The organism is Ramlibacter sp. AN1133 (genome assembly GCF_037890035.1).
Taxonomy (GTDB): Bacteria; Pseudomonadota; Gammaproteobacteria; order Burkholderiales; family Burkholderiaceae_C; genus Ramlibacter.
The window spans coordinates 295,215-321,357 of record NZ_JBBKTQ010000002.1; the positions used below are offsets into that span (position 1 = coordinate 295,215).

Genomic DNA, 26,143 nt, shown 5'->3' on the forward strand with positions numbered 1-26,143 from the left:
CGGGGCCGCGTGAAGGCATCGACCCACTCCCGCGTGCGACCGCGCCGCGCCGGCGCCGGCAACGCACCGCCGTGGGCCACGGTGGATGCGGCGTATGGCGACGCGCCCCTGCGCGCGGAGCTGCTCAGCGCCGACCAGATGGAGCGGCACGGCCGCTCGCTCGCCGAAACGCACGACTGGGAACTCTCGCGCGCCCCCGACCGCCTGCTGCCTCGCCTGGCCGACAACCGCCACACGCTCGCCGCGGTCTGCGAGCTGCTGTGCGAGGGCGAAGGCTCCCAGCGCCGGAGCACGCCCGCCGGCGAATGGCTGGTCGACAACCACTACCTGCTGCAGGAGGAAACGCGCAGTGCCGCGCGCTTCCTGCCCACCGGCTACAGCCGCGAACTGCCGCGCCTGCGCACCGGCCCGGGCGCGGGGCTGCCGCGCGTCTATGACCTCGCGGTGCAGTCCGTCTCGCACGGCGACGGCCGCCTCGAACTCGCTTCCCTGACCGGCTTCGTCGCGGCCTACCAGTCGGTGCGGCCGCTGCTGCTCGGCGAGCTGTGGGCCTTCCCGATCATGCTGCGGCTGGCGCTGATCGAGAACCTGCGCCGCGTCGCGGTGCAGGTCGCCGCCAGCCGCGCCGAGCGCAACCTGGCCGGCGAGTGGTCCGACCGCATGTTCGAGATCGCGGAGCGCGACCCGAAGGGGCTGATCCTCGTGGTGGCCGACATGGCGCGCTCCGAACCGCCCATGACCGCGCCCTTCGTGGCCGAACTCGTGCGCCGCCTGCATGGCCACACCGCGGCCCTCGCGCTGCCCCTGAGCTGGCTGGAGCAGCGGCTGGCGGACAACCAGCAGAGCGCCGAGCAGCTCGTGCAGATGGAGGCGCAGCACCAGGCCGCCGAACAGGTGTCGGTCAGCAACAGCATCGGCAGCCTGCGGCTGCTGGCCGCCACCGACTGGCGCGAATTCGTCGAGACGCTCTCCACCGTGGAGCGCACCCTGCGCGGCGACCCGATCGGCGTGTATGCCCGCATGGACTTCGCCACCCGCGATGCATACCGGCACGCGGTGGAGCGCATCGCGCGCCACAGCGAAGCCAGCGAGGACGCGGTGGCCGAGGCGGCCCTGGGGCTCGCCGGCGGCGCCAACCGCCAGGATCCCGGCGCGGACCAGCGCCAGGCCCACGTGGGCTACTACCTGGTCGGCCCCGGCCGCAGCGAGCTCGAGGCGCGCGTGGGCATGCGCCCCGATGCGGCCGCGCGCGTGCGGCGCGCCCTGGCGCGCCAGCCGCTGGCCTGGTACGCCGGCAGCATCGTCGGCGCCAGCCTGGTCCTGCCGGCGCTCGTGCTGTGGTGGGCCGGTGGCGCGCCCTTCGCCTGGCTGCGCGCGCACCCGGCCGGCTGGCTGTTCGCGGCGGTGCTGGCGATCGTGCTGGTGCTGGCGGCCAGCCAGCTCGCGGTGGCGGTGGTGAACTGGCTGATGGGCCTGCTGGCGCGGCCCGAGGCCTTGCCGCGCATGGATTTCTCCCATGGCATCCCGCCGGCCTCGCGCACGCTGGTGGTGGTGCCGACCATGCTGGCCAGCGAGGAGGGCATCGCCTCCCTGGTCGACGCGCTGGAGGTGCGCTTCCTCGCCAACCGCGATCCGCAACTGCGCTTCGCCTTGCTGACCGACTTCCAGGATGCACGCTCCGAGCACGAACCCCGCGACGAGGCGCTGCTGCGCGCCGCGCGCGCCGGCGTCGACGCCCTGAACGCGCGCTATCCGGATCCTCCCGGGGCGGCCGGCGGCAGCCGCTTCTTCCTCTTCCACCGCGCGCGCAAGTGGAATGCGCGCGAGCACACCTGGATGGGTTACGAGCGCAAGCGCGGCAAGCTCGCGGACATCAACGCGCTGCTGCTCGATGGCGACACGGGCCGCTTCGCCGCCGTCGTCGGCGACCTGTGGCTGCTGTCCGGCGTGCGCTACGTGATCACGCTCGACACCGACACCCAGCTGCCGCGCGACGCCGCCTGGAAGTTCGTGGCGACGATGGCGCATCCGCTGAACCGCCCGCGCTTCGGCGGTGCCCCGGGGGCGCCGCGCGTGGTGGAGGGCTACGGCATCCTGCAGCCGCGCGTGAGCGTCAGCCTGGTCGCCGCCAACCGCTCCCTCTACGGCCGCCTGTTCGGCGGCGACTCGGGCGTCGACCCCTACACGCGCGCCGTGAGCGACGTCTACCAGGACGTGTTCGGCGAGGGCTCCTTCATCGGCAAGGGCATCTACGACGTCGAGGCCTTCGAGCACGTGCTGGCCGACCGCATGCCCGAGAACCTGATCCTCAGCCACGACCTGCTGGAAGGCTGCTACGCGCGCAGCGGCCTGCTCAGCGACGTCGAACTGGTGGAGGACTCGCCCTCGCGCTACGACGCCGACGTGCGCCGCCGCCATCGCTGGATGCGCGGCGACTGGCAGATCGCCGGCTGGCTGCTGCCGCGGTTGCGCCTGCCGCTCACCGACGCGGCCGGTGCCGTGCGCGAGCAGCTGGTGGCCGTGCCCAACCCGCTGTCTTCGCTGTCACGCTGGAAGATCCTGGACAACCTGCGGCGCAGCCTCGCGCCCGGCGCGCTCACGGCGCTGTTCGTGCTGGGATGGACCGTGCTGCAGCCGGCGTGGCTGTGGACGCTGGCCGGCCTGGCGGTACTGTTCGTGCCCTGCCTGCTCGGCGTCGTCGCGGACTTCGTGCGCAAGCCCGAGGAGCAGACGTGGCGGCAACACCTTGCGGCCATCGTGCCCGCGTCGCAGCGCGCCCTGGGCCAGCCCGTCCTCGCGCTGGTATGCCTGCCCTATGAAACGTGGGTGAGCTTCGATGCGATCCTGCGGACGGTCTGGCGCATGCGCCTGTCCGGCCGCCGCCTGCTCGAGTGGCAACCCTCCATCGAGACGGACCGCTCCGGCGCCGGCTCCCGCGCGGACGACCTGCTGGCCACGCTGCGGCGCATGTGGGTCGCGCCCGCCTTCGCGCTGGCCGTCGCCGCCGTCCTCGTGGCCCGGCGTCCCGACGCCCTGCCCGCCGCGCTCGCCGTGCTGCTGGCGTGGCTGGCCGCGCCGGCGATCGTGTGGTGGATCAGCCTGCCGCTGGCGGCCGCGCGCAACGTGCTGGCCGCGAGCGACTACCCCGAGCTGCGGCAACTCGCGCGCCGCACCTGGGCCTTCTTCGAAACCTTCGTCACCGCCGAAGACAACTTCCTGCCGCCGGACAACATGCAGGAGCTGCCGGAGCAGCGCGTGGCGCACCGCACCTCGCCCACCAACATCGGCCTGTCGCTGCTGGCCAACCTGGCCGCGCGCGACTTCGGCTACCTCACCGAGCACCAGCTCGTGGAGCGCACCACCGCCACCTTCGACACGATGGACCGGCTGGAGCGGTTCCACGGCCACTTCCTCAACTGGTACGACACGCGCACGCTGCAGCCGCTGCGGCCGGCCTACGTGTCCAGCGTGGACAGCGGCAACCTCTCGGGCCACCTGCTCACCCTGCGCTCGGGCCTGCTGCTGCTGGCCGAGGAGGCGCCGCAGTGGCAGCCGCTGTTCGAGGGCCTGCGCGACACGCTGGCCGTCCTGCGCGAAGTCGCCGACGGGGATCTTCCCGGCGCCGCCGCGGTGCGCTTCGCGGCGCTGCTCGCGGGCGCGCAGGATGCGCAGGCCGCGCCCGACCCGCACGCCTTCGATGCCCTGCATGCCTGCGCCGTCGACATGCTGGAGCAAGCCGACCTGGGCCCGCAGGCTCAGCGGGTCGAGGTCATTCGCTGGCTGCGCGCGCTGGTCGACCAGTGCGCGGCGGCCCGCAACGCGCTGCTGCGCCTGGAACCCTCCGGGCACCGCGGCGCCGCCGGCACCTGGGACCCCGCGGCGCTGCGCGTGCGCCGGGCCGCCTTGCAGGCGCTGGCCGAGCGCGCCGGCGCGCTGGCGGAGGCGGACCCGACCTTCCTGTACGACCCGAGCTGCCACCTGCTGACGATCGGCTACAACGTCGACGACCGGCGCCGCGACGCCGGCTACTACGACCTGCTGGCCTCCGAAGTGCGGCTCGCGGTGTTCGTGGGCATCGCGCAGTCGCAGCTGCCGCAACAGAGCTGGTTCGCGCTCGGCCGCCAGTCGGCATCGCTGGGTCGAACCGCCGTGCTGCTGTCCTGGAGCGGCTCGATGTTCGAGTACCTCATGCCGATGCTGGTGATGCCGACCTACGCCAACACCCTGCTGGCCGAGGCGATGCACGGCGCCGTGCAGCGCCAGATCCAGTACGGCCGCCAGCGCGGCGTGCCCTGGGGCATGTCCGAGTCGGGCTACAACCTGACCGACGCGCACCTGAACTACCAGTACCGCGCCTTCGGCGTGCCGGGGCTGGGGCTGCAGCGCGGGCTGGCCGAGGACCTGGTAGTCGCGCCCTACGCCACCGTGATGGCGCTGATGGTCGCCCCCGCGGCCGCGGTGCAGAACCTGCGCCGCCTCGCCGCGGAGGGAGCCGCGGGCCGCTTCGGCTTCCACGAAGCGATCGACTACACCGCCACGCGCCTGCGGCACGGCGAGACGCGGGCCGTCGTGCGCTCCTACATGGCCCACCACCAGGGCATGAGCCTGCTGGCGCTGGCGAACGTGCTGCTCGATGCCCCGATGCAGCGGCGCTTCGAGGCGGAGCCGCGCCTGCGCGCCACCCTGCTGCTGCTGCAGGAGCGCATTCCCAAGGGCGTCGCCTTCCACCGCGAGGCACCGGAGGCGGCGGACGACCGCGCCAGCATCGGCGCCGCGGCGACGCCGCTGCGCGTGATCACCACGCCCGACACGCCCACGCCGGAGGTGCAGCTGCTGTCCAACGGCCGCTACCACGTGATGCTCACCAACGCCGGCGGCGGCACCAGCCGCTGGAAGGACCTCGCGCTCACGCGCTGGCACGAGGACGGCACGGCCGATGCGGCGGGCAGCTTCTGCTACCTGCGCGACCTGGACACGGGCAGCTTCTGGTCCGCGACCCACCAGCCCGCGCGCTCGCCGTCGGACCACCACGCGACCATCTTCACCGAAGGCCGCGCGGAGTTCCGCCGGCGCGACCAGGACATCGAGGCCTACACCGAGGTGGTGGTCTCGCCCGAGGACGACATCGAGCTGCGCCGGCTGCGCCTGACCAACCTGGGGCGCACCCGACGCACGATCGAGATCACGAGCTACACGGAACCGGTGCTGGCAACGGCCGCCTCCGACGCGCAGCATCCCGCCTTCAGCAAGCTGTTCCTGCAGACCGAGATCGTGGAGGATCCGCCGGCGCTGCTCTGCACGCGCCGCCCGCGCTCCGCCGAGGAGGCCTCGCCGTCGATGTTCCACCTGGTCGCGGTGCACGGCGCGCCGGCGGGCCCGCCCTCGCACGAGAGCGACCGCGCGCGCTTCATCGGCCGCGGCCGCAGCCTGGAGAGCCCGGCGGCGCTGCGCGGTGCGCAGCCGCTTTCCGGCAGCAGCGGCGCCGTGCTCGACCCGGTGCTGGCCACCCGCCGCGTGGTGACGCTGGAGCCCGAGCAGAGCGCGGTGGTCGACCTGGTCTGGGGCGCCGCGGACACGCGCGAGGCCTGCCTCGCGCTGGCGCACAAGTACATGGACCGGCGCCTCGCGGACCGTGTGTTCGAGCTGGCATGGACGCACAGCCAGGTGAGCCTGCGGCAGCTCAATATCAGCGAGGCGGAGGCGCAGCTCTATGCGCGCCTGGCCAACAGCGTGGTGCACGCCGATGCCACGCTGCGGGCGCAGCCCGCCATCCTGCTGCGCAACCGCCGCGCCCAGTCGGGCCTGTGGGGCTACGCGATCTCCGGCGACCTGCCGATCGTGCTGCTGCAGGTGAGCGAGGCGGCCAACATCGGCCTGGTGCACCAGCTGGTGCAGGCGCACGCCTGGTGGCGCCTCAAGGGCCTGCAGGTGGACCTGGTGATCTGGAACGAGGAGCGCGACGTGTACCGCCAGCGCCTGCAGGAACAGATCCTGGGGCTGATCGCGGGCAGCATCGAATCGCACGAGGTCGACCGGCCGGGCGGCATCTTCGTGCGCCAGGCGGAGCAGATCGCGGTGGAAGACCGCGTGCTGCTGCAGTCGGTGGCGCGCGTGATCCTCAGCGACCGGCTCGGCTCCCTGGCCGAACAGGTGGGGCGCAAGCGGGCACCGCTGCGCCTCGTGGCGCCGTTGGAACCGACCCGCGCGCCCGCCTCCGTGCCGGCGCCCGGTGCGCCCGCGCGCCCCGCCCTGGTGTTCGACAACGGCCTGGGCGGCTTCACGCCCGACGGCCGCGAGTACGTGATCGCCGCCCCGGCCGGCCAGCGGCCGCCGGCGCCGTGGGTCAACGTGATCGCCAATCCGCGCTTCGGCACCGTCGTCTCCGACGGCGGCAGCAGCTACACCTGGTGCGAGAACGCGCACGAGCTGCGCCTGACGCCCTGGAACAACGACGCCGTCATCGACGCCTCCGGCGAAGTCCTCTACCTGCGCGACGACGAGACCGGCCAGGTGTGGAATCCCACCTCGCTGCCGCAGGCCGGAAGCGACGACGACCCCGCGCCGTACGTCACGCGGCACGGCTTCGGCTACAGCGTCTTCGAGCACGCCGCCAACGGCATCCACAGCGAGCTCACCGTGTTCGTGGCCACCGACGCGGCGGTGAAGTTCTCGCGCCTGGTGCTGCGCAACGACAGCGCGCGCACCTGCCAGCTCTCCGTGACGGCGTACGTCGAATGGGTGCTGGGCGACATGCGCGCGCGGACCGCATCGCACCTGCACACCGAAGTGGCCACCGACAGCGGCGCGGTGCTCGCGCGCAACCGCTACAGCAACCAGTACGGCGACTGGGTGGCCTACCTCGACGTCGACGAGGCCGACCGGCTGGCCGGCACCATGACCTGCGACCGCGGCGAGTTCATCGGCCGCAACGGCTCGCTGCGCCATCCGGCCGCCCTGCGCCGCGCGCACCTCTCGGGCCGCAGCGGCGTGGGGCTCGACCCGTGCGCCGCGATCCAGGTGCCCGTGCGGCTGGCGCCGGGCGAGTCGCGCGAGGTGAGCTTCCGCCTCGGCATGGGCCGCAGCGTCGACGAAGTGCAGCAGCTGGTGCGGCGCTTCCGCGGCCGCGCCGCCGTGCAGCAGGCGCTGGCCGACGTGCACGCGCACTGGAAGCACCTGCTTGGCGCCGTGCAGGTCCGCACGCCCGACGCGGCGCTGGACCTGCTGGCCAACGGCTGGCTGGTCTACCAGACGCTGGGCTGCCGCATGATGGCGCGCAGCGGCCACTACCAGTCGGGCGGCGCCTTCGGCTTCCGCGACCAGCTGCAGGATGCGATGGCGCTGGTGCACGCGCGCCCGCAGGTGCTGCGCGAGCACCTCGTCACCTGCGCGGCGCGCCAGTTTCCCGAGGGCGACGTGCAGCACTGGTGGCATCCGCCCTGGGGCCACGGCGTGCGCACGCACATCTCCGACGATTACCTGTGGTTGCCGCTGGCGCTGTGCCGCTACGTGGAGGCGACCAACGATACCGGCGTGCTGGACGAGATCGCGCCCTTCCTCGACGGCCGCCCGCTCGCGCCGGAGCAGGAATCCTGGTACGACCTGCCGGCCCGCTCCGGCCGCGGCGCCAGCGTGTACGCGCACGCGGCGCTCGCGCTGGAGCACGGCCTGCGCTTCGGCGCCCACGGCCTGCCCCTGATGGGCGGCGGCGACTGGAACGACGGCATGAACCGCGTCGGCCACGGGGGCCAGGGCGAGAGCGTGTGGCTGGGATTCTTCCTGTGCGAAGTGCTGCGCCAGTTCGCCCCGCTCGCGCGCCGGCGCGGCGACCTGGCGCTGGCGCAGCGCTGCGAGACCGAAGGGCGCGCGCTGCGCGAGCGGCTCGAGGCCGCGGCCTGGGACGGCCAGTGGTACCGCCGCGCCTGGTTCGACGACGGCACGCCGCTGGGCTCGAGCACCAGCGTGGAATGCAGCATCGACGCGATCGCGCAGAGCTGGTCGGTGCTGGATGGCATGACGGACACGCCGCGCACGCGCGAGGCGATGGCGTCGCTGGCGACGCGGCTGGTGCGGCCGGAAGCGATGCTGGTGCAGCTGCTGGACCCGCCGTTCGACCGCAACGGGCCGGACCCGGGCTACATCGCCGGCTACCTGCCCGGCGTGCGCGAGAACGGCGGCCAGTACACCCATGCCGCGGTGTGGGCCGCGATGGCGTTCGCGGCGCTGGGCGACGCGCGGCGCGCCTGGCAGCTGATGGACATCATCAACCCGCTGCACCACGGGCGCACGGCGCAGGAAGTCGCGGTGTACCAGGTGGAGCCCTACGTGGTGGCGGCGGACGTCTACAGCATGCCGCCACACACCGGGCGCGGCGGCTGGAGCTGGTACACGGGGTCGGCCGGGTGGATGTACCGCCTCGTCCTCGAATCGCTGCTGGGGCTGCGCCTGCGCATCACCGACGAAGGCGCCTGGCTGGCGATCGCGCCCTGCGTGCCGGAGCACTGGGAGTCCTTCGAGGTCGACTATCGCTTCCGCGATACCACCTACCGCATCGAGATCGTCTTCGCGCCGGAGGCCGGCGCGCTGGCGGCGATCGAGCTGGATGGGCGGGAGCAGCCGGGCCATGCGCTGGCGCTCGTCGACGACGGCAAGGCCCACGTGGTGCGCGTGCGCACGCCGCGGACCGCGAGGGCAACGGTTACGGCTGCTTGAGGAAGTGGTTGCGGGTCTGCGTGAGGCACCGCTCCCTGAGCTTGTCGACGTAGGCCTCGCATTGCATCCGCGCCGCCGAGTAGCGCGCGGCCAAGGTGTCGCTCGATGCCTCCTCGCGGTCATCGTCGGCCTGCTCCGTCGCCCTGGCACGGGCCGCGGCGTTATTGAGCAGCACCCTGGCCTGGTCGCGCTCCGCGGTCCGCAGCGCGGTGGCCGCCGTCATGCAGGCGTCCCGGGCCACGCCGGTGCGATCCTCGCAGCGCACCCGCGCCACCGCGTAGCGGCTGTCCGCCGCCACGACGAGCGCGTGGTGGCGCGCCTTGGCGGAGGGACGGTACTGCGCCTCGAGGTCCACGCGGGCGATCCGCTCTTCGGCCTCGGCCTCGGCGAGGCACACGTCCTCGCCGTGGCCCTCCAGCGGCGCGCAGGCCGCCACCGCCGTGCGGTAGCGGGCGGTGATCCGCAGTTCTCGCGCCTCGTGGTCCCTGCTGGAGAACACCTGCGCCGTGGCGGCGGTGCAGAGAGCAAGCCCCGCCGCCGCGGCGAGCCGGGGGATCCGGATGTGGGTCACTTCGTTTCCTGTTACCCGTCCAGCTTGGCAGATCCCGCCGCCGGTGTCTGTACGGTTGCGAACGGATGGGCACCGGGCCTCTTATACTGAAACGGCATGTCCATACCATCGCCCGACCCGCGGAAGAACCTCCTGCTCGCCGCCCTTCCGCCCGAGGAGTGGGCCCGCTGGGAACCCGAGCTGGAGCCGGTGACCATGCCCCTGGGGCAGGTGCTCTCCGAATCCGGCGTGGCGATGACGCACGTGTACTTCCCCACGACCGCCATCGTTTCCCTGCTGTACGTGATGGAAGACGGCGCGTCGGCGGAAATCGCGGTGATCGGCAACGAGGGGCTGGTGGGCATCTCGCTCTTCATGGGCGGCGAGACCACGCCGAGCCGCTGCGTCGTGCAGAGCGCGGGCGAGGGCTTCCGCCTGCGGGGCCAGGCGCTCAAGGCGGAATTCAACCGCTCGGGGCCGGTGCTGCATCTCCTGCTGCGCTACACGCAGGCCCTGATCACGCAGATGGCGCAGACCGCGGCCTGCAACCGCCATCACTCGCTGGACCAGCAGCTGTGCCGCTGGCTGCTGCTGAGCCTGGACCGGCTGGCCGGCAACGAACTGGTGATGACGCAGGAGCTGATCGCCAACATGCTCGGCGTGCGGCGCGAGGGCGTGACCGAAGCGGCCCTGAGCCTGCAGCGCGACGGCCTGATCCGCTACCAGCGCGGCCGCATCACGGTGCTGGACCGCGCGGGGCTGGAGCAGCGCACGTGCGAGTGCTACGCCGTCGTGCGCCGCGAATACGAGCGGCTGCTGACGCCCCTGCCGCTGTTGTAGGCTGGGCGGCGCGAAGCGCACCCCGGCTGTGGGCCGCCCAGGCCGGTGTCGCCGGCGGCGAGCCCGGCCTACGCGGATGTCGCTGGTGCCGCCCGATGATGCGGCGGCGTCTCGCCGGCGATCCTGCGCCGCAGATGCCTGAACCGATCCCCCGCATCGCCCCCCACCAGGGGATCCGCCTTCGCGGGCGCGGCCTCCTTCGCCGCCAGCCAGTCGTCCTCCGTCAGGGAGCGGGCCGCGACCGGAAGCACTTCCTTTTCCTCCGTCGCGATGTGGTTGCGGTAATAGACGATGTAGGTGGACGCGGCGGCCTCGATGTCCGCCCGCGGCAGCACGGCATCGCTGACGGCCTCCTCCACCAGTTCGCGCAGGCGGTCGCCGGACTGCGCGATCACGCGGTGTTCCTGGTGCAGGCGCACGAGGATCGGCCGCAGCTCCGGGCTGCGGCGGGCCAGGCGCTTGAAGGCCTCGTCCTCGCGCGGGTGGTGCACCTGGTCGCTGTACTCGCGCAGGTAGGACACGATGTCGAGCAGCAGTTCGTAATTGGGCGTCTGCCCCGTATAGAGCGTGTCGACTTCCTCCTGCAGGACCTGCAGCAGGCGAGCGAAATAGGCGTGCTCCTCATGCCATGCCATGACCGGGTTCATGCGTCCTCCTGAGCTTGCGAGCCTCAGGATGCACTGTGAAGGCCGGAACCGATTTGATTGCGCTCAAGGAAAGAGGGCCGGCCGAGTGCGTCCGCCTACAGCCGCGGCGCGCGCCAGCACTCACAGTGTCCCCATGCACCCACGAAGCCCCCAATGAACAGCCCCTCCAGTCCACCGGCGGACGATGGGCAGCGCCTCGCCGCCGTCCCGGTCTTCATGGGCGAGGACGGGGACTTGCCGCCCGAGGCGAACCAGCCGCTCTCCACCCCCGTGGCGGCCGACCTCGATGCGATGGAAGCCCTGGGCATCCGCTTCGATGGCGGCGCTTACTGCTTCGCGGGCTATCGCTACCGCGACCTCGCTGACGCGCTGAGCGACGCGCGGCGCGTGCACGCCAACGGGCCCAGCTCCGAGGCCTGGCATTGGGTCTTCAAGTGAGCGAAAGGATTCGAGGAGGGCGGCGCCGCAGATCTTGACGTTGGAGCCATTCCGGAGCCAGAATGGCTTCGAGCCATGCCCAACCTCTCGATCAAGGATGTTCCCGAAGAGCTCGCACAAGCACTCCGCGAGCGGGCGGCGCGCAACCACCGTTCGCTGCAAGGCGAACTGATGGCCATCATCCACCAGGCCGTGCAGGCGGGCGGCGTGGCCGGCCCGACCCCGAATGCAACGCCCTTCGAAGGGCGAAGGGGCACGCGCACGATGGAAGACTTCGCTCGCGAATCACGCATCCTCTTTCCCGAGCCCGTTCGCGGCGGTCCTCAAGCCGTCGACATCATTCGCGCTGACCGCGACAGCCGGTGACCGCGCGATCTCCCGGCAAGCCTCTCCTCCACGTCGCGGAGCCGCCGCCCGCCTTCCTCGGCCGACCGCCCATCGTGGTGGATTGCAGCGTGCTGAGCGCGGCGCTCTTCGAGGAGCAGACACGCGACGAGGCATTGCGCGCGCTCCTTGGCAAGACCTTGCATGCGCCGTTGCTCCTTGACAGCGAGTTCGTGAGCGTCGCGGCCAAGAAGCAACGTGCCGGCGTGCCCGAGGCAGTCATCGCACGCGCGCTTTCCGAGTACGTCCAGCAAAGTATCGAGCTGCATCGGCCCGACATCACCGCGCAGTATGGTCTTGCACTGCGTTATGGCGTCTCGACCTACGACGCGGCATACCTGTGGGTCGCGCAACGCCTGCAGGCGCCGCTGGCCACCTTCGACGCGAAGCTGGCCAAGGCGGCGCGGGCGCACCTGGCCGGGCCTCGCTAGGACGCGATCACTCCGCCTCGCCCTCAGAACGGAAGGTCGTACCCGTTGCGCGCCAGCCGCTGCCGCTGCTGCTTGAGCCATCTCTTCGTCGCCGCCGCATCCGCGAACATGCGCAGGTCCTTCTGCAGCTGCGCGAGCTCGGCGCGCCAGGCGCGCTTCATCTGCTCGATCACTTCACCGAGCCGGCGCGGGTCCGCCTGCGTGAAGGGCGGCAGGTTGAATTCGACCGACCAGCCGATCCCGGCGTCCTGGATCTCGGTCTTGAGCTCCTCCAGCTGCTCCGCAAGCACCTTGTTGTAGTGCTTCAGCCGCGACTCGCTGGCGGTGGCGACGTGGCTTGCATCGATCTGCTCGATGCGCAACTGCAGCTCCAGCAGCGCCAGCAGGTCGCCGGCGGCATAGGCCTGGTTCACCTGCTGCATCAGCTGCGTCTTCGCGGCGCGTTCGCGCTCGTCGGTCTCGCGGTCCGGATGCAGCGAGCTGGCCAGCTTGCGGTAGATCTCGCGCACCGACTGCGTGGCCTGCTGCGCCTCGGCCTCGCGCCGCTGCTGCGCGGCGGTCTTGGTCTTGCGCGCCGCCCGCGCCTGGCGCCTGGCCTCCTGGGCGGCCGACTGCTTCGTGAAACCCTCGCGCATGCGCTCGAACAGCACGTCGTCGGAGTGGATCTCGTCGTCCCCGAGGTCCAGGCCGGTCACTTCCTCCGCCAGGGCCTTCATCACGAGCGTCATCTCGCGCTGTTCGGTGTCGAAGTCGACGTCCGCGTGCTTGTCGTACAGCGCCTTGATCCCGGCGTCTTCCCCGCGCGCCAGCAGCATGTTCTGCGCGCTGTCGCAGATCAGTTCGCGCAGCGTGGAGCGCTCCGCCTTGCTCCAGCCCTTCTGGTCCACCAGGATGTCCAGGGCGGACAGCCATTGCCGGAAGGCCGCCTGCAGTTCCTGCTGCAGCGGCACCAGCACGTGCTGGTGCGCCTGCCGGTACAGGGGGACGTTCTCCTTCCACGCAGCCAGCGTGCCGCGGGCCTGCTCGATCTGGCGGATCAGCGTGTTGAAGCGCTTCTGCTGCGGCCCCAGCGGGCCGGCCTTGGCAGCGGGGATCTGGAGGGTGGGGAGGCGGGACATCGACAATCGATACTCCCTTCGTTCAGTCCAGGGCCTCCCTGACCACCTCCGGATGCCGCCTGGCGATGCGAATCAGCGTCTGCGCCGCGCCCGACGGGGAGCGCCGGCCTTGTTCCCATTCCTGCAGCGTGCGCTTGGAGATGCCCAACGCTTCTGCGAACTGGGTCTGGGACAAACCCGATTGCTGGCGCGCTTGAGCGACCTCATTCGGCTCCACCTTCGTCACGCGAGCGGCCTGCGCTGCCTTCATCTCGCGAACGGACTGCAGCAGCTTGAGGCCCAGCTCCTCGCCCACAGGGACTTTCTTGCGACTAGCCATGTTCAATTTCCTCACGTACGGCCTTGAGCAGATGGCCAGGGACGTTGTCTCGAGCCGATTTCGAGTAGATCAAGAGGAGCCAGATTTCCCCTGAGGTGAGGCGCGTGAAGTAGATGACCCGTACCCCGCCTCGTTTGCCGGAGCCTGTACGCGACCATCGAACCTTTCTGCATCCGCCACTTCCCGGGATGACGTCCCCGGCATCGGGATGATGGGCCAGCCATTCGAGAAACTCGAGCCGCTCCTCTACGCTCCAGAGTTTGTCCGCTTCAGCGACAAACGTCGGAGTTTCGATGAGTGTGTACACTGAGCATGAGTGTACGTCACTGACGGATAGACTACAAGTCGCCGACCGGGCCGCGCAAGGGGCTACTTCGCCACCCGCTCCCGCCCCGCCCAGGCCGCCAGCACCTGCTCCATCGCCGCCGGCTCCACCGGCTTGGTCAGGTGCAGGTCGAAGCCGGCGTCCAGGCACTTGCGCTTGTCTTCGTCGGAGCCCCAGCCCGTGACGGCCACCAGGATCCCCTCGCGCAGTTCCGGATCGGCCTTGAGCGTGCGCGCGACCTCGTAGCCGCTCATGCCCGGCAGGCCGATGTCCAGGAAGGTCACGGCCGGGCGGAACTCGCGCGCGCCCTTGAGCGCCGACTGGCCGTCCGCCGCCACCCGCACCTCGTGGCCGGTGAGCTCCAGCAGCAGGCTCATCGCCTCCGCCGCATCGACGTTGTCGTCCACCACCATCACGCGGATCGGACGCACGTCGCTCGCGGCCGCAGCGGGCGCGACCGGCGCGGGCTCGCTTCCCGCGGCAAGCGGCGCTGCCGGCAGGCGCACGGTGAACGTGCTGCCCTGCCCCTCGCCCGCGCTGTGCACGCGGATCGAGCCGCCGTGCAGTTCCACCAGCCGGCGCACCAGCGCCAGGCCGATGCCCAGTCCGCCCATGCCCGGCTGCCACTGCGTGCCCACCTGCACGAACAGGTCGAACACGCGCGCCTGCATCTCGGGCGCGATGCCCAGGCCGTTGTCGGCCACGGACAGCTCCACCTCGCCGTCCGCCTCGCGCACCGTGGCACGGATGTCGCCGCCGTCGGGCGTGTACTTTGCCGCGTTGAGCAGCAGGTTGGCCGCCACCTGCGCCAAGCGCGTCGCATCGCCCGTCACGCACAGCGGCTCGGGCGGCAGGTCCAGCGCGAGGCGATGGCCGCGCGCCTCGATCAGCTCGTGTGCGGTCTCGATCGCCTGCGCGAGCACGTCCGCCATGTCCACGCGCTCGCGGCGGATCGCCAGCTTGCCCTGGCTGATGCGCGAGACGTCCAGCAGGTCGTCCACCAGGCGCACCAGGTGCGTGAGCTGCCGCTCCATCATGCCGTGCGTCTTCTCCTGCTGCGGCGCGGCGCTGCCCTGCGTGACCTGCAGCAGGTGCAGGCCGCTGCGCAGCGCGGCGAGCGGGTTGCGCAGTTCGTGCGCCAGCGTCGCCAGGAATTCGTCCTTCAGCCGGTCGGCCTGGCGCAGCGCCTCTTCGGCGCGGTGGCGCTCGCTCACGTCGCGCACGCTGCCCACCAGCTTGAGCGGCCGGCCGTCCTCGCCGCCCACCAGTTCCGCATCCGACTCCAGCCACGCCACGCTGCCGTCCGCGCGCATGGTCCGGAACTCGTCGTGGAAATGGCGCGTGACGTAGGCGTCGCACAGGTGCTGCTGGATGCGCGCCAGGTCCTCGGGGTGGATCGCGTCGCGCCAGAATTCGTCCGGTACCTGCTCCAGCGACGGCGGCCTGCACCCCATCAGCGTCGCGGTCTGCTCGGTCCAGAAGGCCAGCTGCGTCTCCATGTTCCATTCCCACACGCCGATGCCGCCGGCGCGCTGGGCGCGGCGCAGGCGCTCCTCGCTGGCCGCGAGCGCCTCCTGCGCCTGCTGCAGCTCGTGCACGTCCACGGCGGTGCCGATCCAGCTGGCCAGCTCGCCGGACGGATCGAGGATCGGCTGGCAGCGCACCTTGAACCAGCGGTACGTGCCGTCGGCGCCGCGCACGCGGCACTCGACGTCGCAGCCTTCCTTGCGCGCGAGGGCCCAGTCGAAGCGCGCGACCATCGCGGGCCGGTCGTCGGGATGCAGCGCGGACGGCCAGCTGTGCCCCAGGAGCTGGCTGCTCGGGATGCCGGTGTACGTCTGCCACTGCTCGCTCAGGTAGTCCCACCAGCCGTCGCGCGTGGTGGTGAAGGTCATGCCGGGCAGCGACTCCAGCGTCTGGCGGTAGAAGGATTCGCTGCGGCGCAGCGCCAGCTCGGTGTGCTTGCGATGCGTGATGTCGACGCAGGCGCCCGTCATCGATGCGGGCCGGCCGGCGTGGTCGCGGAAGGTCCGGCCGCGGTCGTACAGCCAGCGCTCGCTGCCGTCCGGCCGCACGATGCGGAACTCCATGTCGAAATTGGCGCCGTCGGTGCGGCAGCGCTCGCAGCGCGCGATCACGCCGGCGCGGTCGTCCGGGTGCACGCGCGCGATGAACTGTTCGAGCGAGCGCACCGAGGCGCCGGGCGTCAGGCCGAACAGGCGGTCCAGCGCGTCGTCCCACCACAGCTCGTTGGTGCGGATGTCCCAGCGGAAGGTGCCGGCGCTGCTGGCCTCCAGCGCCGCCTGCATCGCCAGTTCGGCGTGCCGCGTGGCGGTCACGTCGGAGATCGTGCCCAGCATGCCCACCGCGTTGCCGTCGGCGTCGTAGCGGGCGCGGCCGCCGTTGGCCACCCAGGCGATCGAGCCGTCGGGCCGCACGATGCGGAATTCGCACTGGTACCGGTGGTTGCGCGCCAGCGCCTCCCGCACGGCCTGCTCGACGCGCTGGCGGTCCGCCGGATGCACCAGCGCGAAGAAGGCCGCGCCGGTGCCGCCGAAGGCGTCGTGCTCCAGCCCGTGGATGCGGTACGCCTCGCTGGACCAGGTGACCGCCTCCGTCGCGAGATCCCAGGTCCACAGGCCGATGCCCGAGGATTCGACCGCCAGGCGCAGTCGCTCCTGGCTGTCGTGCAGCACCTGGCGCGTGTGCTTCGGCTCGGTGATGTCGCGCATCGAACCCGCCATCCGCTCGGGGGTGCCGTCGTCGCCCGCGATGCAGCGGCCGCTGGCGGCCAGCCAGCGCAGCGCGCCGTCGGGTCGCAGCGCGCGGAACTCGGTGGCCAGGGTCTGGCCCGAGCGCACGCACTGGGCGATCTCCTCGCGCACGCGGGCGCGATCGTCCGCGTGGATGCGGGCCAGGAAGGCGTCGAAGGTGAGGGCCGCGTCGTCCTCGGGCAGGCCGAGGAGCCGGTAGCACACGGAAGTCCAGGTGACGCCCTGGCCGGCGAGATCCCAGGTCCAGAGCCCCGTGTCCGAAGCGTCCAGGGCAAGAAGCAGCTCCGCCTGGGGACTGCCGGTGAACGCACTATCCAAATCGATCCCCACGCGCTGGTTTGCCGAGCTTGAAACTATACGGGCCGAGGCCCTGCCTTACGGCAGCGCGTCATTGCCGCGCCGCCGCATTCCAGCGTCGGAGGCGTCCTACGCCGCGCAAAGGTTGGGGCTTCTCACCCACGGTCGGGCCCACTTCCCCAGCATTGCGGAGGAAACGTGGCAGGAATGCGCAGAAATGGGCGCGTTGGCGCAGGCCCGATGCTTGCAATATCCCCTGCAAGAGATAGAGCCGGTGGCGCGCAGGAAGGCACCCCCGGCGACCCGTTGCACAGGTCCCGGGATTCGTCCCGGGGCCTTTGCAGGGGCGGATGGCTCACCGGCATCCGCCCCACCTTTCATCGAAGCCTGGAACAGGGAAAAGGAAGGCAGCTATGTGGAGCAGCGCGGCGTTGGCGCCGCAAGGCCAAGCGGACGAGATCTGCATCTTCGATCCGATCGACGACGCCTACGACGCCTGGAAGGCGGCCGATGCCGCAGCGCGCGTCATCGAGCGCGAGGTGCAGGAAACGTGGCAGCGCTACGAGCGCGGCGTCGGCGCCGGCCCGTCCCGGGGGCTGCTGCGCGAGGTGGCCTGCCTGCGCCTGGAAGCCCGCGACCGGCTGCGGCACGCCATCCGGCTGCTGCACGAGGCCGGCTACATCCAGCCGGTGCCCGGCGCCAAGCGGGTCAGGGCGACCAGCGTCGTCTAGCGGCTAGCATGGGTGCCCCGCGCACCCCCGCCGCACGATGCCCGTCGCCCCATGACCACCGCCCGCACGCCGCGCTTTCGCGGCCTCTTTCCCGTCGTCCCCACCACCTTCACCGAGGCCGGCGAACTCGATCTCGCGAGCCAGAAGCGCTGCGTCGACTTCATGATCGACGCCGGCTCCGACGGCCTGGCCATCCTGGCCAACTTCTCCGAGCAGTTCCTGCTCGCCGACGAGGAGCGCGAGGTGCTCACGCGGACCATCCTGGAGCACGTGGCCGGCCGCGTGCCCGTGATCGTGACCACCACGCACTTCAGCACCAGGGTGTGCGCCGGGCGCTCGCGCCGCGCGCAGGAGATGGGCGCGGCGATGCTGATGGTGATGCCGCCCTACCACGGTGCGACCTTCCGCGTGCCCGAGGCGCAGGTCCGCGACTTCTATGCGCGCCTGTCGGATGCGGTGGACATCCCCATCATGGTCCAGGACGCGCCGGCGGCGGGCACGCCGCTGTCGGCGGAGTTCCTCGCGCGCATGGCCCGCGAGATCGAGCACGTCGCCTACTTCAAGATCGAGACGGCCGGCGCGGCGGCGAAGCTGCGCGAGTTGATCCGCCTGGGCGGCGATGCGGTCGAAGGCCCGTGGGACGGGGAGGAGGCGATCACGCTGCTGCCGGACCTGGAGGCGGGGGCCACGGGGTCGATGACCGGCGGCGGCTACCCGGACGGCATCCGCACGATCCTGGATCCGTGGTTCGCGGGCCGGCGGGAGGAGGCGATGGCCGCCTACGAGCGCTGGCTGCCGCTGATCAACATCGAGAACCGGCAGTGCGGCTTCCTCGCCGCCAAGGCGCTGATGAAGGAAGGCGGCATCATCGCCTGCGAGGCGCCGCGGCATCCCTGGCCGGGGATGCATCCCGAGAGCCGCAGGATGCTGGTCGAGGCGGCGCGCAGGCGGGACGCGCTGGCTTTGCGCTGGGGCCCGTAGGCCCGGACGGTCCGCGGTCGTTCAGGCGCCGTCCGGCCGCCAGCTCAGTCCACGCAGGGCAGCCGGCCGGCAGTGAAGCGTGCGCGGTGCGGAGCCCGCCTCGGTCGCGATCCTCCTGCGCAGGCTCCTGAACCGGTCGTCCCCACCCTCGCCGGCCAGCGGATTGCCCCGCGACGGCGCGGCGTTGCGCGCGGCGGCCCAGTCGGCGGCGGTCAGCTCCCGATTCGCGGCAGGCAGGATCTTCGTCTCCTCGGCCCCCATGTGACTGCGGTAGTAGACGGTGTAGGTGGCCGCGGCGGCCACGATGTCCGCGCGCGGCACGACCGCGTCGGCGGCGGCCTCCTCCACCAGTTGGCGCAGGCGGTCGCCGGCCTGGCCGATCACATGGTGCTCCTGGCGCAGGCGCGCGATCGTCGGCCGCAGTTCCGGGCAGCGTTGCGCCAGGCGCCTGAAGGCCTCGTCCTCGCGCGGGTGGTGCACCTGGTCGCTGTAGTCGCGCAGGTAGGAGACGATGTCGAGCACCAGCTCGTAGTTGGGCGCCTGCCCCGCGTACAGGGTGTCGACCTCCTCCTCGAGCACGTTCAGCAGCCGGTTGAAATAGGCGTGCTCCTCATGCCATGCCTTGACGGGATTCATGAGACCTCCGGGGGGCTAGAGAATCGCAGGATGCGCCGCGGGCCCCGGGCGGGCTTTGACAGTGCTCAAGGAACGGTTCATCGTCACGCGACCGATCCGGAGTCACGGGTGTGGCATCGACCCCTGAAGCGTCAGGACGCGAGCGTCGGCTGGTATGCGCGTCCGATTTCTGCGGCCACGGCCGCGAGGCGCTGGTCCCAGGTCCAGAGCTTCGTGCGCGCGTCCAGCAGTGCCGAGGCGAGCAAGCCGATATCCACGAATCCGCACCCGCGACCGAACAGCGTTCGCTGCCGCAGGAGCTCCAACACCTCGGCTGTGGTCGCTACCGGGGCACTCTCGAGTTCGGGCAGCATGGCGACGACTTCACCCCGCCTGGGCGGGGTGCCACAAGCCACCTCCACGACCACACAAGGATGGCTCACGACCAGTCCGGCCTCCAGCAGGCTCACGAGATGCTCATCTCGTTGCCTGAAGAGCCCGGGGGGAGAGGGAGCAAGACCGCAGGCTTCTACGGCTTGCCCTTCGCGGTGCGGTAACGGTCGCTCGCTTCCGACTGCTCGATGTCGGTCCAGGCGTGCGACAGCGCGCAGCGCAGGCCCGTCTGGCGCTGCAGGTAGCCGCTCGAGGCCTCTCCCGGCAGCGGCGCAATGCCGGCGAGCGAGGTGATGAATGCGGCCTGGTGCCGCTGCAAGGCCGCGCGCACGGCGGGGTCCATCGTCGACACCATGGCCGCATCGAACTTGCCGGCGACGGCGCTCTTCGCCTCCGCGGCGCATCGTGCGGAGGCGGCGTCCCGGGCCCGCGCCGAGGGAGCGGTCTCCGCAACGGCCTTGCTGCAGCCGTGCAGGGCACGGCGGGCGGCGTTGCGGTAGTCGTCGACGCTGCGGTCGGGGGGTGTCTGGGCCTGCGCGGCGGAGACGGGAAGCAGCAGGGCAGTCACGCAGGCCAGCACGAGTGGGCCGCGGCGGGGTCGTCGCATGCGCTTGTCTCCTCTTTGTAGTTGTCGGGACGGCGCGATGCGATGCAGCTTCGGAGGCGTGACCGCGCCGGGCCCGTCGGCGGGATTCTAGGCCCTGGTGCGGCGCGCGATGTCGATCGCGCCGGGGAGGGCGTCAGGCTGTGCGCGCCGCCGTGAGTTCCAGCACGAACGCGCCGTCGTCCGCGCGCCGCAGCGCCGCGTGTTCCAGCTGCGCCAGCGCGATGAGGTCTTCCCACGCCATCGGCGCCTGCCGCGGCCGCAGGAAATCCGCCGCCACGGCGCCGGCGTCGGGCCGGTGGGAGACGCGCACCGCGCAGACGCCATCGTGGTGCTCCAGCCTGACCCGCATCGCGCCCGGCCCCCCCGCGTGGTCGCCCGCGTGCGCGAGCACCGCGCAGATCATCGTGCGTGCCTGGTCCCGGTCGATCGGCAACGGCTTGCCTGCGGACGAGAGCTCGATGCGCAGCCCGCACAGCTCGAATTCCGGCCGCAGCAGGGCCGCGCACTCCGCCGCCAGGTCCGCGGAAGGCGTGCTGGCGCCCGCCTGCGGCAGCAGCCATTCCGCCGCCGCGGTGCCGGCGTTCATCGCGCACTGCACCGCGGGCCCGATCCGCTGCGCGTGCCCGCGCAAGGCCGCGAGGTCGGGCGCGGGCCTGGCCAGCGCCACGCGCAGGACTTCGTGCAGCAGCAGCAGCGGCTGCAGCTGGGCCAGCAGGTCGTCGCCGACCGCGCCCCCCACGCGCCGCAGCAGCATGAGCTTCGCGGCGCTGCCGCCGTGCGCCGTCCGGGCGGGACTTCTTTCAGCCGAAATCATCTGGACTCCTCCAGCGCATGGGACGCCGCCGGCCGCCCCCGGTTCCCCGTCGCCGCCAGAACCTCGCACGCCGTGGCCGTGCCTGCGCAGGACTACACAGGTGTGTAGGTCGCAGGCCCAAGATCGGAACGGCTGGGGCAGCGCCTCGGGATAATCGAGGACCGCAAGGAATGGGCAGCAACGTGGCGAGCCGGAAACGCAGCGTGGAAGTGCGGGTGTTCCTCGTCGAGGACCTTCAGACCATGCACACCCTGCTGAAGGGACTGTTCGCGGCGCTCGGCGGAATCCGGCTCGTGGGTGGCGCGGGCACCGAAGCGGAAGCCAACCTGTGGCTGCTGGAACACCCCGGCGCCTGGGACGTCGCGCTCGTCGACCTCGTGCTGCAACAGGGTTCGGGCATGACCGTGATCCGGCGCGCGCGCGAATCGCACCCTCCCGGCAAGGTCGTCGTCTTCAGCGCCTATGCGAGCCCCGCGGTGTGCAGCCATTGCCTCGGCCTCGGCGCCGACGCCGTCTTCAACAAGTCCGACACGGAGCCCTTCATCGCCTGGCTGTCCAGCCAGTGCGGCCACCCGCCGCTGCCCGGCCAGGGCGCTTGCGCCTGAACTTCCTCCCCCTTCCGGAGGAGCCTTTCCTCCTCCATCGAGCCGAAGCCTGCGCCCTCCTCGTGACCGAACATGGCGGCACCAGTCAGGTGGCGAGGAGGGCTCCATGCGCACTGATCACCCCCAGCAGCTGGACGAAGTCCTGGCAGGAGGATTCCTGCGCTGGGACGCGAGTTCGAAACAGCGCTTCCTGGTCGGCGGGGTGGGCGCGTGCCTGCCGATGGTGCTGCAGTTCCTGGCACTGGACAACACGGCCTCCCTCAGCGACGCGAACATGGCCGGCGTATTGATCCGCAACGGCTTGCTGTTCGGCCTCGGCGGCCTGCTGGCCTACCTCCACACCGACGAAGTCAAGCCGATCAAGCTGCTGCAGATCGGCATCGCGGCGCCGGCGCTGATCACGGTGATGGTGACGGGCAATGCGGCGAAGTCTCCGCAGGCCAGGCCCGTGCAGGCCGCAACGGCGGCCGAGCACCGCAGCGCGTCGCCGGCGCTGTCCTGGGACTTCTTCCTGTCCTCCGCCCATGCGCAGGCCTCGCAGCAGTTCGTCCGCGGCCGCGGCGCCGGCGACATCCTGTCGGACGTCGTCGACGGCATCACCGGGCGTGCCTACCGCGGAACAAGCTATCCCACGGAGACGGATTGGGTGCCGGCGGCCCGCGGCGCGCTTCCCGTGGGCCTCGCGCCCGCGGGCCGCGAGGCACCGCCCGCCAGCACGGAGCTGTATATCTGCCGTGCGGTGTTCGCCAACGGCGTGCACCCCGGCAAGATCCGGCCCGGCTTCGCCGGCTGCAACGTCGGCTGGGGTGGGCGGGAGTACACCAGCCCCGACTACCAGGTCCTCGTGAAGCACGATCTGAGCTGGGCGCCGGCCACGGGAGGGTCCGTCCCGAGCAACGCGATGAAGGCGGGCGAGGAAGGCACGCCGGGGCGCGAGCCGCTCTTCATCTGCCGCGCCAGCTACCGCAATGGCGTGCATCCGGGCAAGGTCCGGCCGGGGTTCGGCGGGTGCAATATCGGATGGGGCGGAAGGGAAGAGGTGGTGGCGCGGTACGAGGTGCTGCTGGGGCCGTAGAGGGCAGCGAGCGCCACCTGCTCGAAATCGTGAAGCCGGGCCGCTTCGCCCGCCGACGCCAGGGACTTAGACGACGACGTCCGGCACGCGCCGGCCTTGACGCTGGAGATACAGAGCGGCGGAGGAGCTCGTCAGCCGCCTTGATCCGCGAGGCCGTCCAGAATCTGTTTGACTGCTTCGCGCAGCTGCGGCAAGGACTTCTGGATCGCATTCCAGACGACGTCGTGGTCCACCTCGGCGTACCCGTGAACCAGCACATTCCTGAATCCCACGATGGCGCGCAAATCCGGAATCCGTGCGGCGGTTGAGGGGTTGGCTCTCGAGAGTTGGTTCAGCGCCTCGCCGACGATGAGGAACTTCCGTTCGACGGCGGAGTGCACCAATGGCTGCGCAGCATATGCGGCAGCATCCAACCCATGGACGAAGGACTCGATATCGTGCGCTGCATCGAGTACGTCCCACAACCCCATGAACGCACGTCACGATCCATAGACCACTTCACGCGCCCGGTTGATACTTGCCAGCACATAGGGGTTTCGCACCGCGCGTGCCTGGAGGAGATCCACTTTCCTCCGGAGGAGCGCCTCGAGGTCGTCCTTCAGCCCGAAGAACGTGTCCAGCCCCGGGTGCGACCCAGGCTCGAACTCCACCAGGAAATCGGCATCGCTGCGTTCCGGGTCGAAGTCGATCCCCCGTGCTGCGGAGCCAAACACCTCCAGACGCCGAACGCGGTGGAGCCGGCAGACGCGGGCGATTTCCGTGCGTTTCTGTTCAATGAGGGGGTGCATCGCGGCTCGATCCTGGACCTTGAATGCGATCGTATCAGTCGGATCAGGTCAGACAGGATGTTGTCGTCGCTTTTGGCGGTCAACAAGACTACCTGCAAGCAGCGCGCGCGTACCTCGCGGGCCCGCGCCGAGCCCTGCCCCTTCAGCCACCCAGCTCCATCTGAACGCGTGCCGTGGCCGCGCCACCGTGCTGGCGCACTGAAGACCGCGTGATCACGCCGCGCACCAGCAGCAGTTCGATCGTGCGCTCCATCGTCTCGCGCAGCGCGACGACCTGCTGTTCGACGTCCGCGGCGTCCGGCGCGGACTCCAGCCGGCCCGCCTGCTCGGAAATCGCGCGCAGTCCGAGCATGCCCGCCGTGCCGCGGATGTGGTGCGCCTCGCGCCGCACACCTTCAGCGCCGGCGGCGCGTTCGAGCATGCGCGCGCAAGCGGGGCCGAAGCTGTCCAGGGCGCGCCGCAGCAGCGCCTCGACGTCCTGCGGATCACCCATTTCGGCGAGCGCGGCCAGCGTCGGTGCGTCCAGCAGGGTGGGCGCCGCGAGGATCTGCGCGCCCGCCTCCCTGCGCGGGGCCGCGGCAAGGCCCGCCCCGTGGCGGGCGACCGCGGCGACGAGCTGCCCCCAGTCGAAGGGCTTCATCAGGCAGTCGTTCATGCCGGCCGCAAGGTATTGCTCCCGCTCGCGCGCCATCACGTTCGCCGTCAGGCCGAGGATGGGAACGGCGGCCCCGCGGCCCCCGAGGCGGCGGATGCGGCGGGTGGCCTCGACGCCGTCCATCACCGGCATCTGCACGTCCATGAGCACGAGGTCGAAGTCGCTGCCCTGCACCTGCTGCAGGGCCTCCTCGCCATTGGCCGCGAAGGCGAGCACGTGTCCCTGCCGCTCCAGCCCCACCTGCAGGATGCGCCGGTTGGTCTCCACGTCCTCGGCCACCAGGATCCGCAGCGGCTTCACCGGCGGCGCGTGCAGGTCGCCTTGCGCCGCCGGCTGCAGGAACCGCCCGACCCCGACCGGCAGCTCGAAACGGAACACGCTGCCCCGCCCGGGCGTGCTTTCCGCGGCGATGCGTCCGCCCATGCGTTCCACCAGGCGCTTGCTGATGGCCAGGCCCAGGCCGCTGCCGCCGTACTTGCGCGAGATGGAGCTGTCGGCCTGGACGAAGGGGGCGAACAGCCGTTCCAGCTGATCGGGCTCGATGCCCACGCCGGTGTCGCGCACCTCGAAGTGCAGCCATACCGCATCGGGCTCCTGTCCGGGCCGCCGCTCGATGCGCACGTGCACCCCGCCGGCGCTCGTGAACTTGATCGCATTGCCGATCAGGTTCAGCAGCACCTGCCGGATGCGCAACGCGTCCCCGACCAGCGTCGAGGGGAACGGGGAGGCCAGCTCGATCTCCAGCGCGATGCCGCGCTCCGCGGCCAGGGGATGCATGATGGAGCGCACGCCCTCCGCCAACTCCGGCACTTCGAACTCGGCCTGCTCCAGCTCCAGCCGGCCGCTCTCGATGCGCGAGAAGTCGAGGATGTCGTTGACCACGCAGAGAAGGTGGCGCCCGGAGGTCCGCATCGAGGCCACGTAGCCTTGCTGCCGCGCCGTCAGTTCGTCGGCGGCCAGCAGGTCGGCCATGCCCAGCACGCCCGTCAGCGGCGTGCGGATCTCGTGGCTCATGGAAGCGAGGAATTCGCTGCGGGCCTGCGCGGCGCTGCGCACCCGCTGCGTCAGCTCGTTCTGCTTTTCGTGCAGGACGGCCAGCGACACGCTGGAGAGCAGCAGGGCGGCCAGATAGAGCTGCACCGACTCCAGTCCCTCCACCACCCCGCTTCCGGGCGGCGCCAGCAGGGTGAACGCGCCGTGCCCTTGCAGCGTTTCGATCACCGCGGAGAGCGTGGTGAGCAGCAGGCCCGCGGTGGCGCCGAGCAAGCCGAAATACCAGGTCACGGCGAACATCAGGGGAAAGGTGAGGAAGATCGCCGCCTGGTGGTGCCGCTCGTGGACCAGCAGCGCGCACACGAGCGCGCCGCCCACCAGCATCGCCGTGCGGCGGCGGGAAAGCTGCTGCATGAAGGCCTTGCGCAGCGCAGCGTCCGTCCAGCCCAGCAGGCTCACGCCGCCCACCAGCAGGCCCAGGGCGGAGGCCAGGTACCAGGCCTGGAAGGCATCCGGGAAGGAGACCGCCTGCGTCCAGGCGCCGACCAGCGCCGCGGCGGCCGCGCTGGGCGCGGGAACGAGCAGGAAGACGGCCGCCATGCGCGCGAAGCGCGTGCCTTCCAGCAGCGGGCCCGGCATGCCCGCGAAGCGCTGCATCAGGAACCCCACCAGGCCGATTTCGACGGCGTGGCAGGCGGCGTAGAGCAGCGCCGGACCGTCCCCGAAGAAGGAGAAGGCCAGCGCGTTGGCGGCGTAGATCGCCGCCAGCAGCACCGGCCAGGTGCTGCGCGGATGCCGCAGCAGCGCGACCACCCCGACGGCGTTGGCGTACCACAGGGGCGTGAAGCTGCCGAAGGCGAGGAGGAGGCCCGCCGCCAGGACGAAGGACGCCAGGCAGACGGCGGCCAGGCTGCGCAGGGGAGGAGATCGGTGGAGCACGGGTGTGATCTCGGGGCGCGTCGGGAGGGGACGCGGTGGGGATATGCAAGGGGTGGGCCATCGACCTTCGCTCGGCGCGGGCGCGGTGTGGATGGGCCGGCGACCGTGAACTCGC

General features: G+C 71.3%; 21 protein-coding genes. 9 read left to right on the forward strand and 12 right to left on the reverse strand.

Features of this window, described 5'->3' with window-relative positions:
- Positions 1–9: 9 nt before the first annotated feature.
- On the forward strand, positions 10–8,709 hold the full coding sequence (locus WG923_RS03925; RefSeq protein WP_340349627.1) for a GH36-type glycosyl hydrolase domain-containing protein: 8,700 nt from the start codon (positions 10–12) through the stop codon (positions 8,707–8,709).
- Here the strand turns inward: WG923_RS03925 and WG923_RS03930 are convergent.
- Positions 8,696–9,280, reverse strand: a complete 585-nt coding sequence (locus WG923_RS03930) for a hypothetical protein (RefSeq protein WP_340349628.1) — start codon at positions 9,278–9,280, stop codon at positions 8,696–8,698. The two genes, WG923_RS03925 and WG923_RS03930, sit on opposite strands and share 14 nt — an antisense overlap.
- A gap of 96 nt (positions 9,281–9,376) precedes the next feature.
- Here WG923_RS03930 and WG923_RS03935 point away from each other — a divergent pair, with 96 nt between their 5' ends.
- On the forward strand, positions 9,377–10,099 hold the full coding sequence (locus WG923_RS03935; RefSeq protein WP_340349629.1) for a Crp/Fnr family transcriptional regulator: 723 nt from the start codon (positions 9,377–9,379) through the stop codon (positions 10,097–10,099).
- Between the two features lie 68 nt (positions 10,100–10,167).
- On the opposite strand, the gene WG923_RS03940 is transcribed toward WG923_RS03935, so the two are convergent.
- Positions 10,168–10,746 carry a hemerythrin domain-containing protein gene (locus tag WG923_RS03940; protein ID WP_340349630.1) on the reverse strand — a complete coding sequence of 193 codons (579 nt, stop codon included), beginning with the start codon at positions 10,744–10,746 and terminating at the stop codon, positions 10,168–10,170.
- A 153-nt stretch (positions 10,747–10,899) separates the two neighbouring features.
- On the opposite strand from WG923_RS03940, the gene WG923_RS03945 reads away from it, so the two are divergent.
- From WG923_RS03945 to WG923_RS03955, 3 genes are all read left to right on the forward strand, one after another.
- Positions 10,900–11,184: a hypothetical protein gene (locus WG923_RS03945; RefSeq protein ID WP_340349631.1), complete on the forward strand. Its 285-nt coding sequence runs from the start codon at positions 10,900–10,902 to the stop codon at positions 11,182–11,184.
- 75 nt (positions 11,185–11,259) lie between these two features.
- A complete protein-coding gene (locus WG923_RS03950) occupies positions 11,260–11,550 on the forward strand; it encodes a FitA-like ribbon-helix-helix domain-containing protein (RefSeq protein ID WP_340349632.1) in 291 nt (96 codons plus the stop codon).
- Positions 11,547–11,999, forward strand: coding sequence for a type II toxin-antitoxin system VapC family toxin (locus WG923_RS03955; protein ID WP_340349633.1), 453 nt, complete (start codon positions 11,547–11,549; stop codon positions 11,997–11,999). Before WG923_RS03950 ends, WG923_RS03955 begins: the two co-directional genes overlap by 4 nt.
- A gap of 23 nt (positions 12,000–12,022) precedes the next feature.
- Here the strand turns inward: WG923_RS03955 and WG923_RS03960 are convergent, their stop codons facing one another.
- The 3 genes from WG923_RS03960 to WG923_RS03970 form a co-directional block, all read right to left on the reverse strand.
- Complete coding sequence (locus WG923_RS03960; protein WP_340349634.1) at positions 12,023–13,117, reverse strand: J domain-containing protein; 1,095 nt, start codon at positions 13,115–13,117, stop codon at positions 12,023–12,025.
- 22 nt (positions 13,118–13,139) lie between these two features.
- Positions 13,140–13,436: a helix-turn-helix domain-containing protein gene (locus tag WG923_RS03965; protein WP_340349635.1), complete on the reverse strand. Its 297-nt coding sequence runs from the start codon at positions 13,434–13,436 to the stop codon at positions 13,140–13,142.
- A 369-nt stretch (positions 13,437–13,805) separates the two neighbouring features.
- Positions 13,806–16,853, reverse strand: coding sequence for a hybrid sensor histidine kinase/response regulator (locus WG923_RS03970; RefSeq protein ID WP_340349636.1), 3,048 nt, complete (start codon positions 16,851–16,853; stop codon positions 13,806–13,808).
- A gap of 392 nt (positions 16,854–17,245) precedes the next feature.
- On the opposite strand from WG923_RS03970, the gene WG923_RS03975 reads away from it, so the two are divergent.
- Together WG923_RS03975 and WG923_RS03980 are read left to right on the forward strand one after the other, a co-directional pair.
- Complete coding sequence (locus WG923_RS03975) at positions 17,246–17,563, forward strand: hypothetical protein (protein ID WP_340349637.1); 318 nt, start codon at positions 17,246–17,248, stop codon at positions 17,561–17,563.
- 51 nt (positions 17,564–17,614) lie between these two features.
- A complete protein-coding gene (locus WG923_RS03980) occupies positions 17,615–18,544 on the forward strand; it encodes a dihydrodipicolinate synthase family protein (RefSeq protein WP_340349638.1) in 930 nt (309 codons plus the stop codon).
- Positions 18,545–18,565: 21 nt separating this feature from the next.
- On the opposite strand, the gene WG923_RS03985 is transcribed toward WG923_RS03980, so the two are convergent.
- The 4 genes from WG923_RS03985 to WG923_RS04000 form a co-directional block, all read right to left on the reverse strand.
- Positions 18,566–19,180: a hemerythrin domain-containing protein gene (locus tag WG923_RS03985; RefSeq protein ID WP_340349639.1), complete on the reverse strand. Its 615-nt coding sequence runs from the start codon at positions 19,178–19,180 to the stop codon at positions 18,566–18,568.
- 131 nt (positions 19,181–19,311) lie between these two features.
- Entirely contained in the window at positions 19,312–19,629 is a 318-nt protein-coding gene (locus WG923_RS03990) for a VapC toxin family PIN domain ribonuclease (RefSeq protein ID WP_340349640.1), read from the reverse strand.
- A gap of 59 nt (positions 19,630–19,688) precedes the next feature.
- On the reverse strand, positions 19,689–20,159 hold the full coding sequence (locus tag WG923_RS03995; RefSeq protein WP_340349641.1) for a hypothetical protein: 471 nt from the start codon (positions 20,157–20,159) through the stop codon (positions 19,689–19,691).
- Positions 20,160–20,292: 133 nt separating this feature from the next.
- Positions 20,293–20,973 (reverse strand): hypothetical protein, encoded by a 681-nt coding sequence (locus WG923_RS04000; RefSeq protein ID WP_340349642.1) that lies wholly within the window; start codon positions 20,971–20,973, stop codon positions 20,293–20,295.
- A 170-nt stretch (positions 20,974–21,143) separates the two neighbouring features.
- Here WG923_RS04000 and WG923_RS04005 point away from each other — a divergent pair, with 170 nt between their 5' ends.
- Positions 21,144–21,578, forward strand: a complete 435-nt coding sequence (locus WG923_RS04005; protein ID WP_340349643.1) for a response regulator — start codon at positions 21,144–21,146, stop codon at positions 21,576–21,578.
- Between the two features lie 106 nt (positions 21,579–21,684).
- The gene (locus WG923_RS04010; RefSeq protein WP_340349644.1) at positions 21,685–22,653 is read left to right on the forward strand and encodes a DM9 repeat-containing protein; all 969 of its coding nucleotides are present in this window, start codon (positions 21,685–21,687) and stop codon (positions 22,651–22,653) included.
- Positions 22,654–22,784: 131 nt separating this feature from the next.
- On the opposite strand, the gene WG923_RS04015 is transcribed toward WG923_RS04010, so the two are convergent.
- The 3 genes from WG923_RS04015 to WG923_RS04025 all read right to left on the reverse strand — a co-directional run bounded on the left by WG923_RS04015 (position 22,785) and on the right by WG923_RS04025 (position 26,028).
- A complete protein-coding gene (locus WG923_RS04015) occupies positions 22,785–23,123 on the reverse strand; it encodes a HepT-like ribonuclease domain-containing protein (protein ID WP_340349645.1) in 339 nt (112 codons plus the stop codon).
- Between the two features lie 9 nt (positions 23,124–23,132).
- On the reverse strand, positions 23,133–23,441 hold the full coding sequence (locus WG923_RS04020; protein WP_340349646.1) for a nucleotidyltransferase family protein: 309 nt from the start codon (positions 23,439–23,441) through the stop codon (positions 23,133–23,135).
- A gap of 142 nt (positions 23,442–23,583) precedes the next feature.
- Positions 23,584–26,028: an ATP-binding protein gene (locus tag WG923_RS04025; protein ID WP_340349647.1), complete on the reverse strand. Its 2,445-nt coding sequence runs from the start codon at positions 26,026–26,028 to the stop codon at positions 23,584–23,586.
- Positions 26,029–26,143 lie beyond the last annotated feature (115 nt).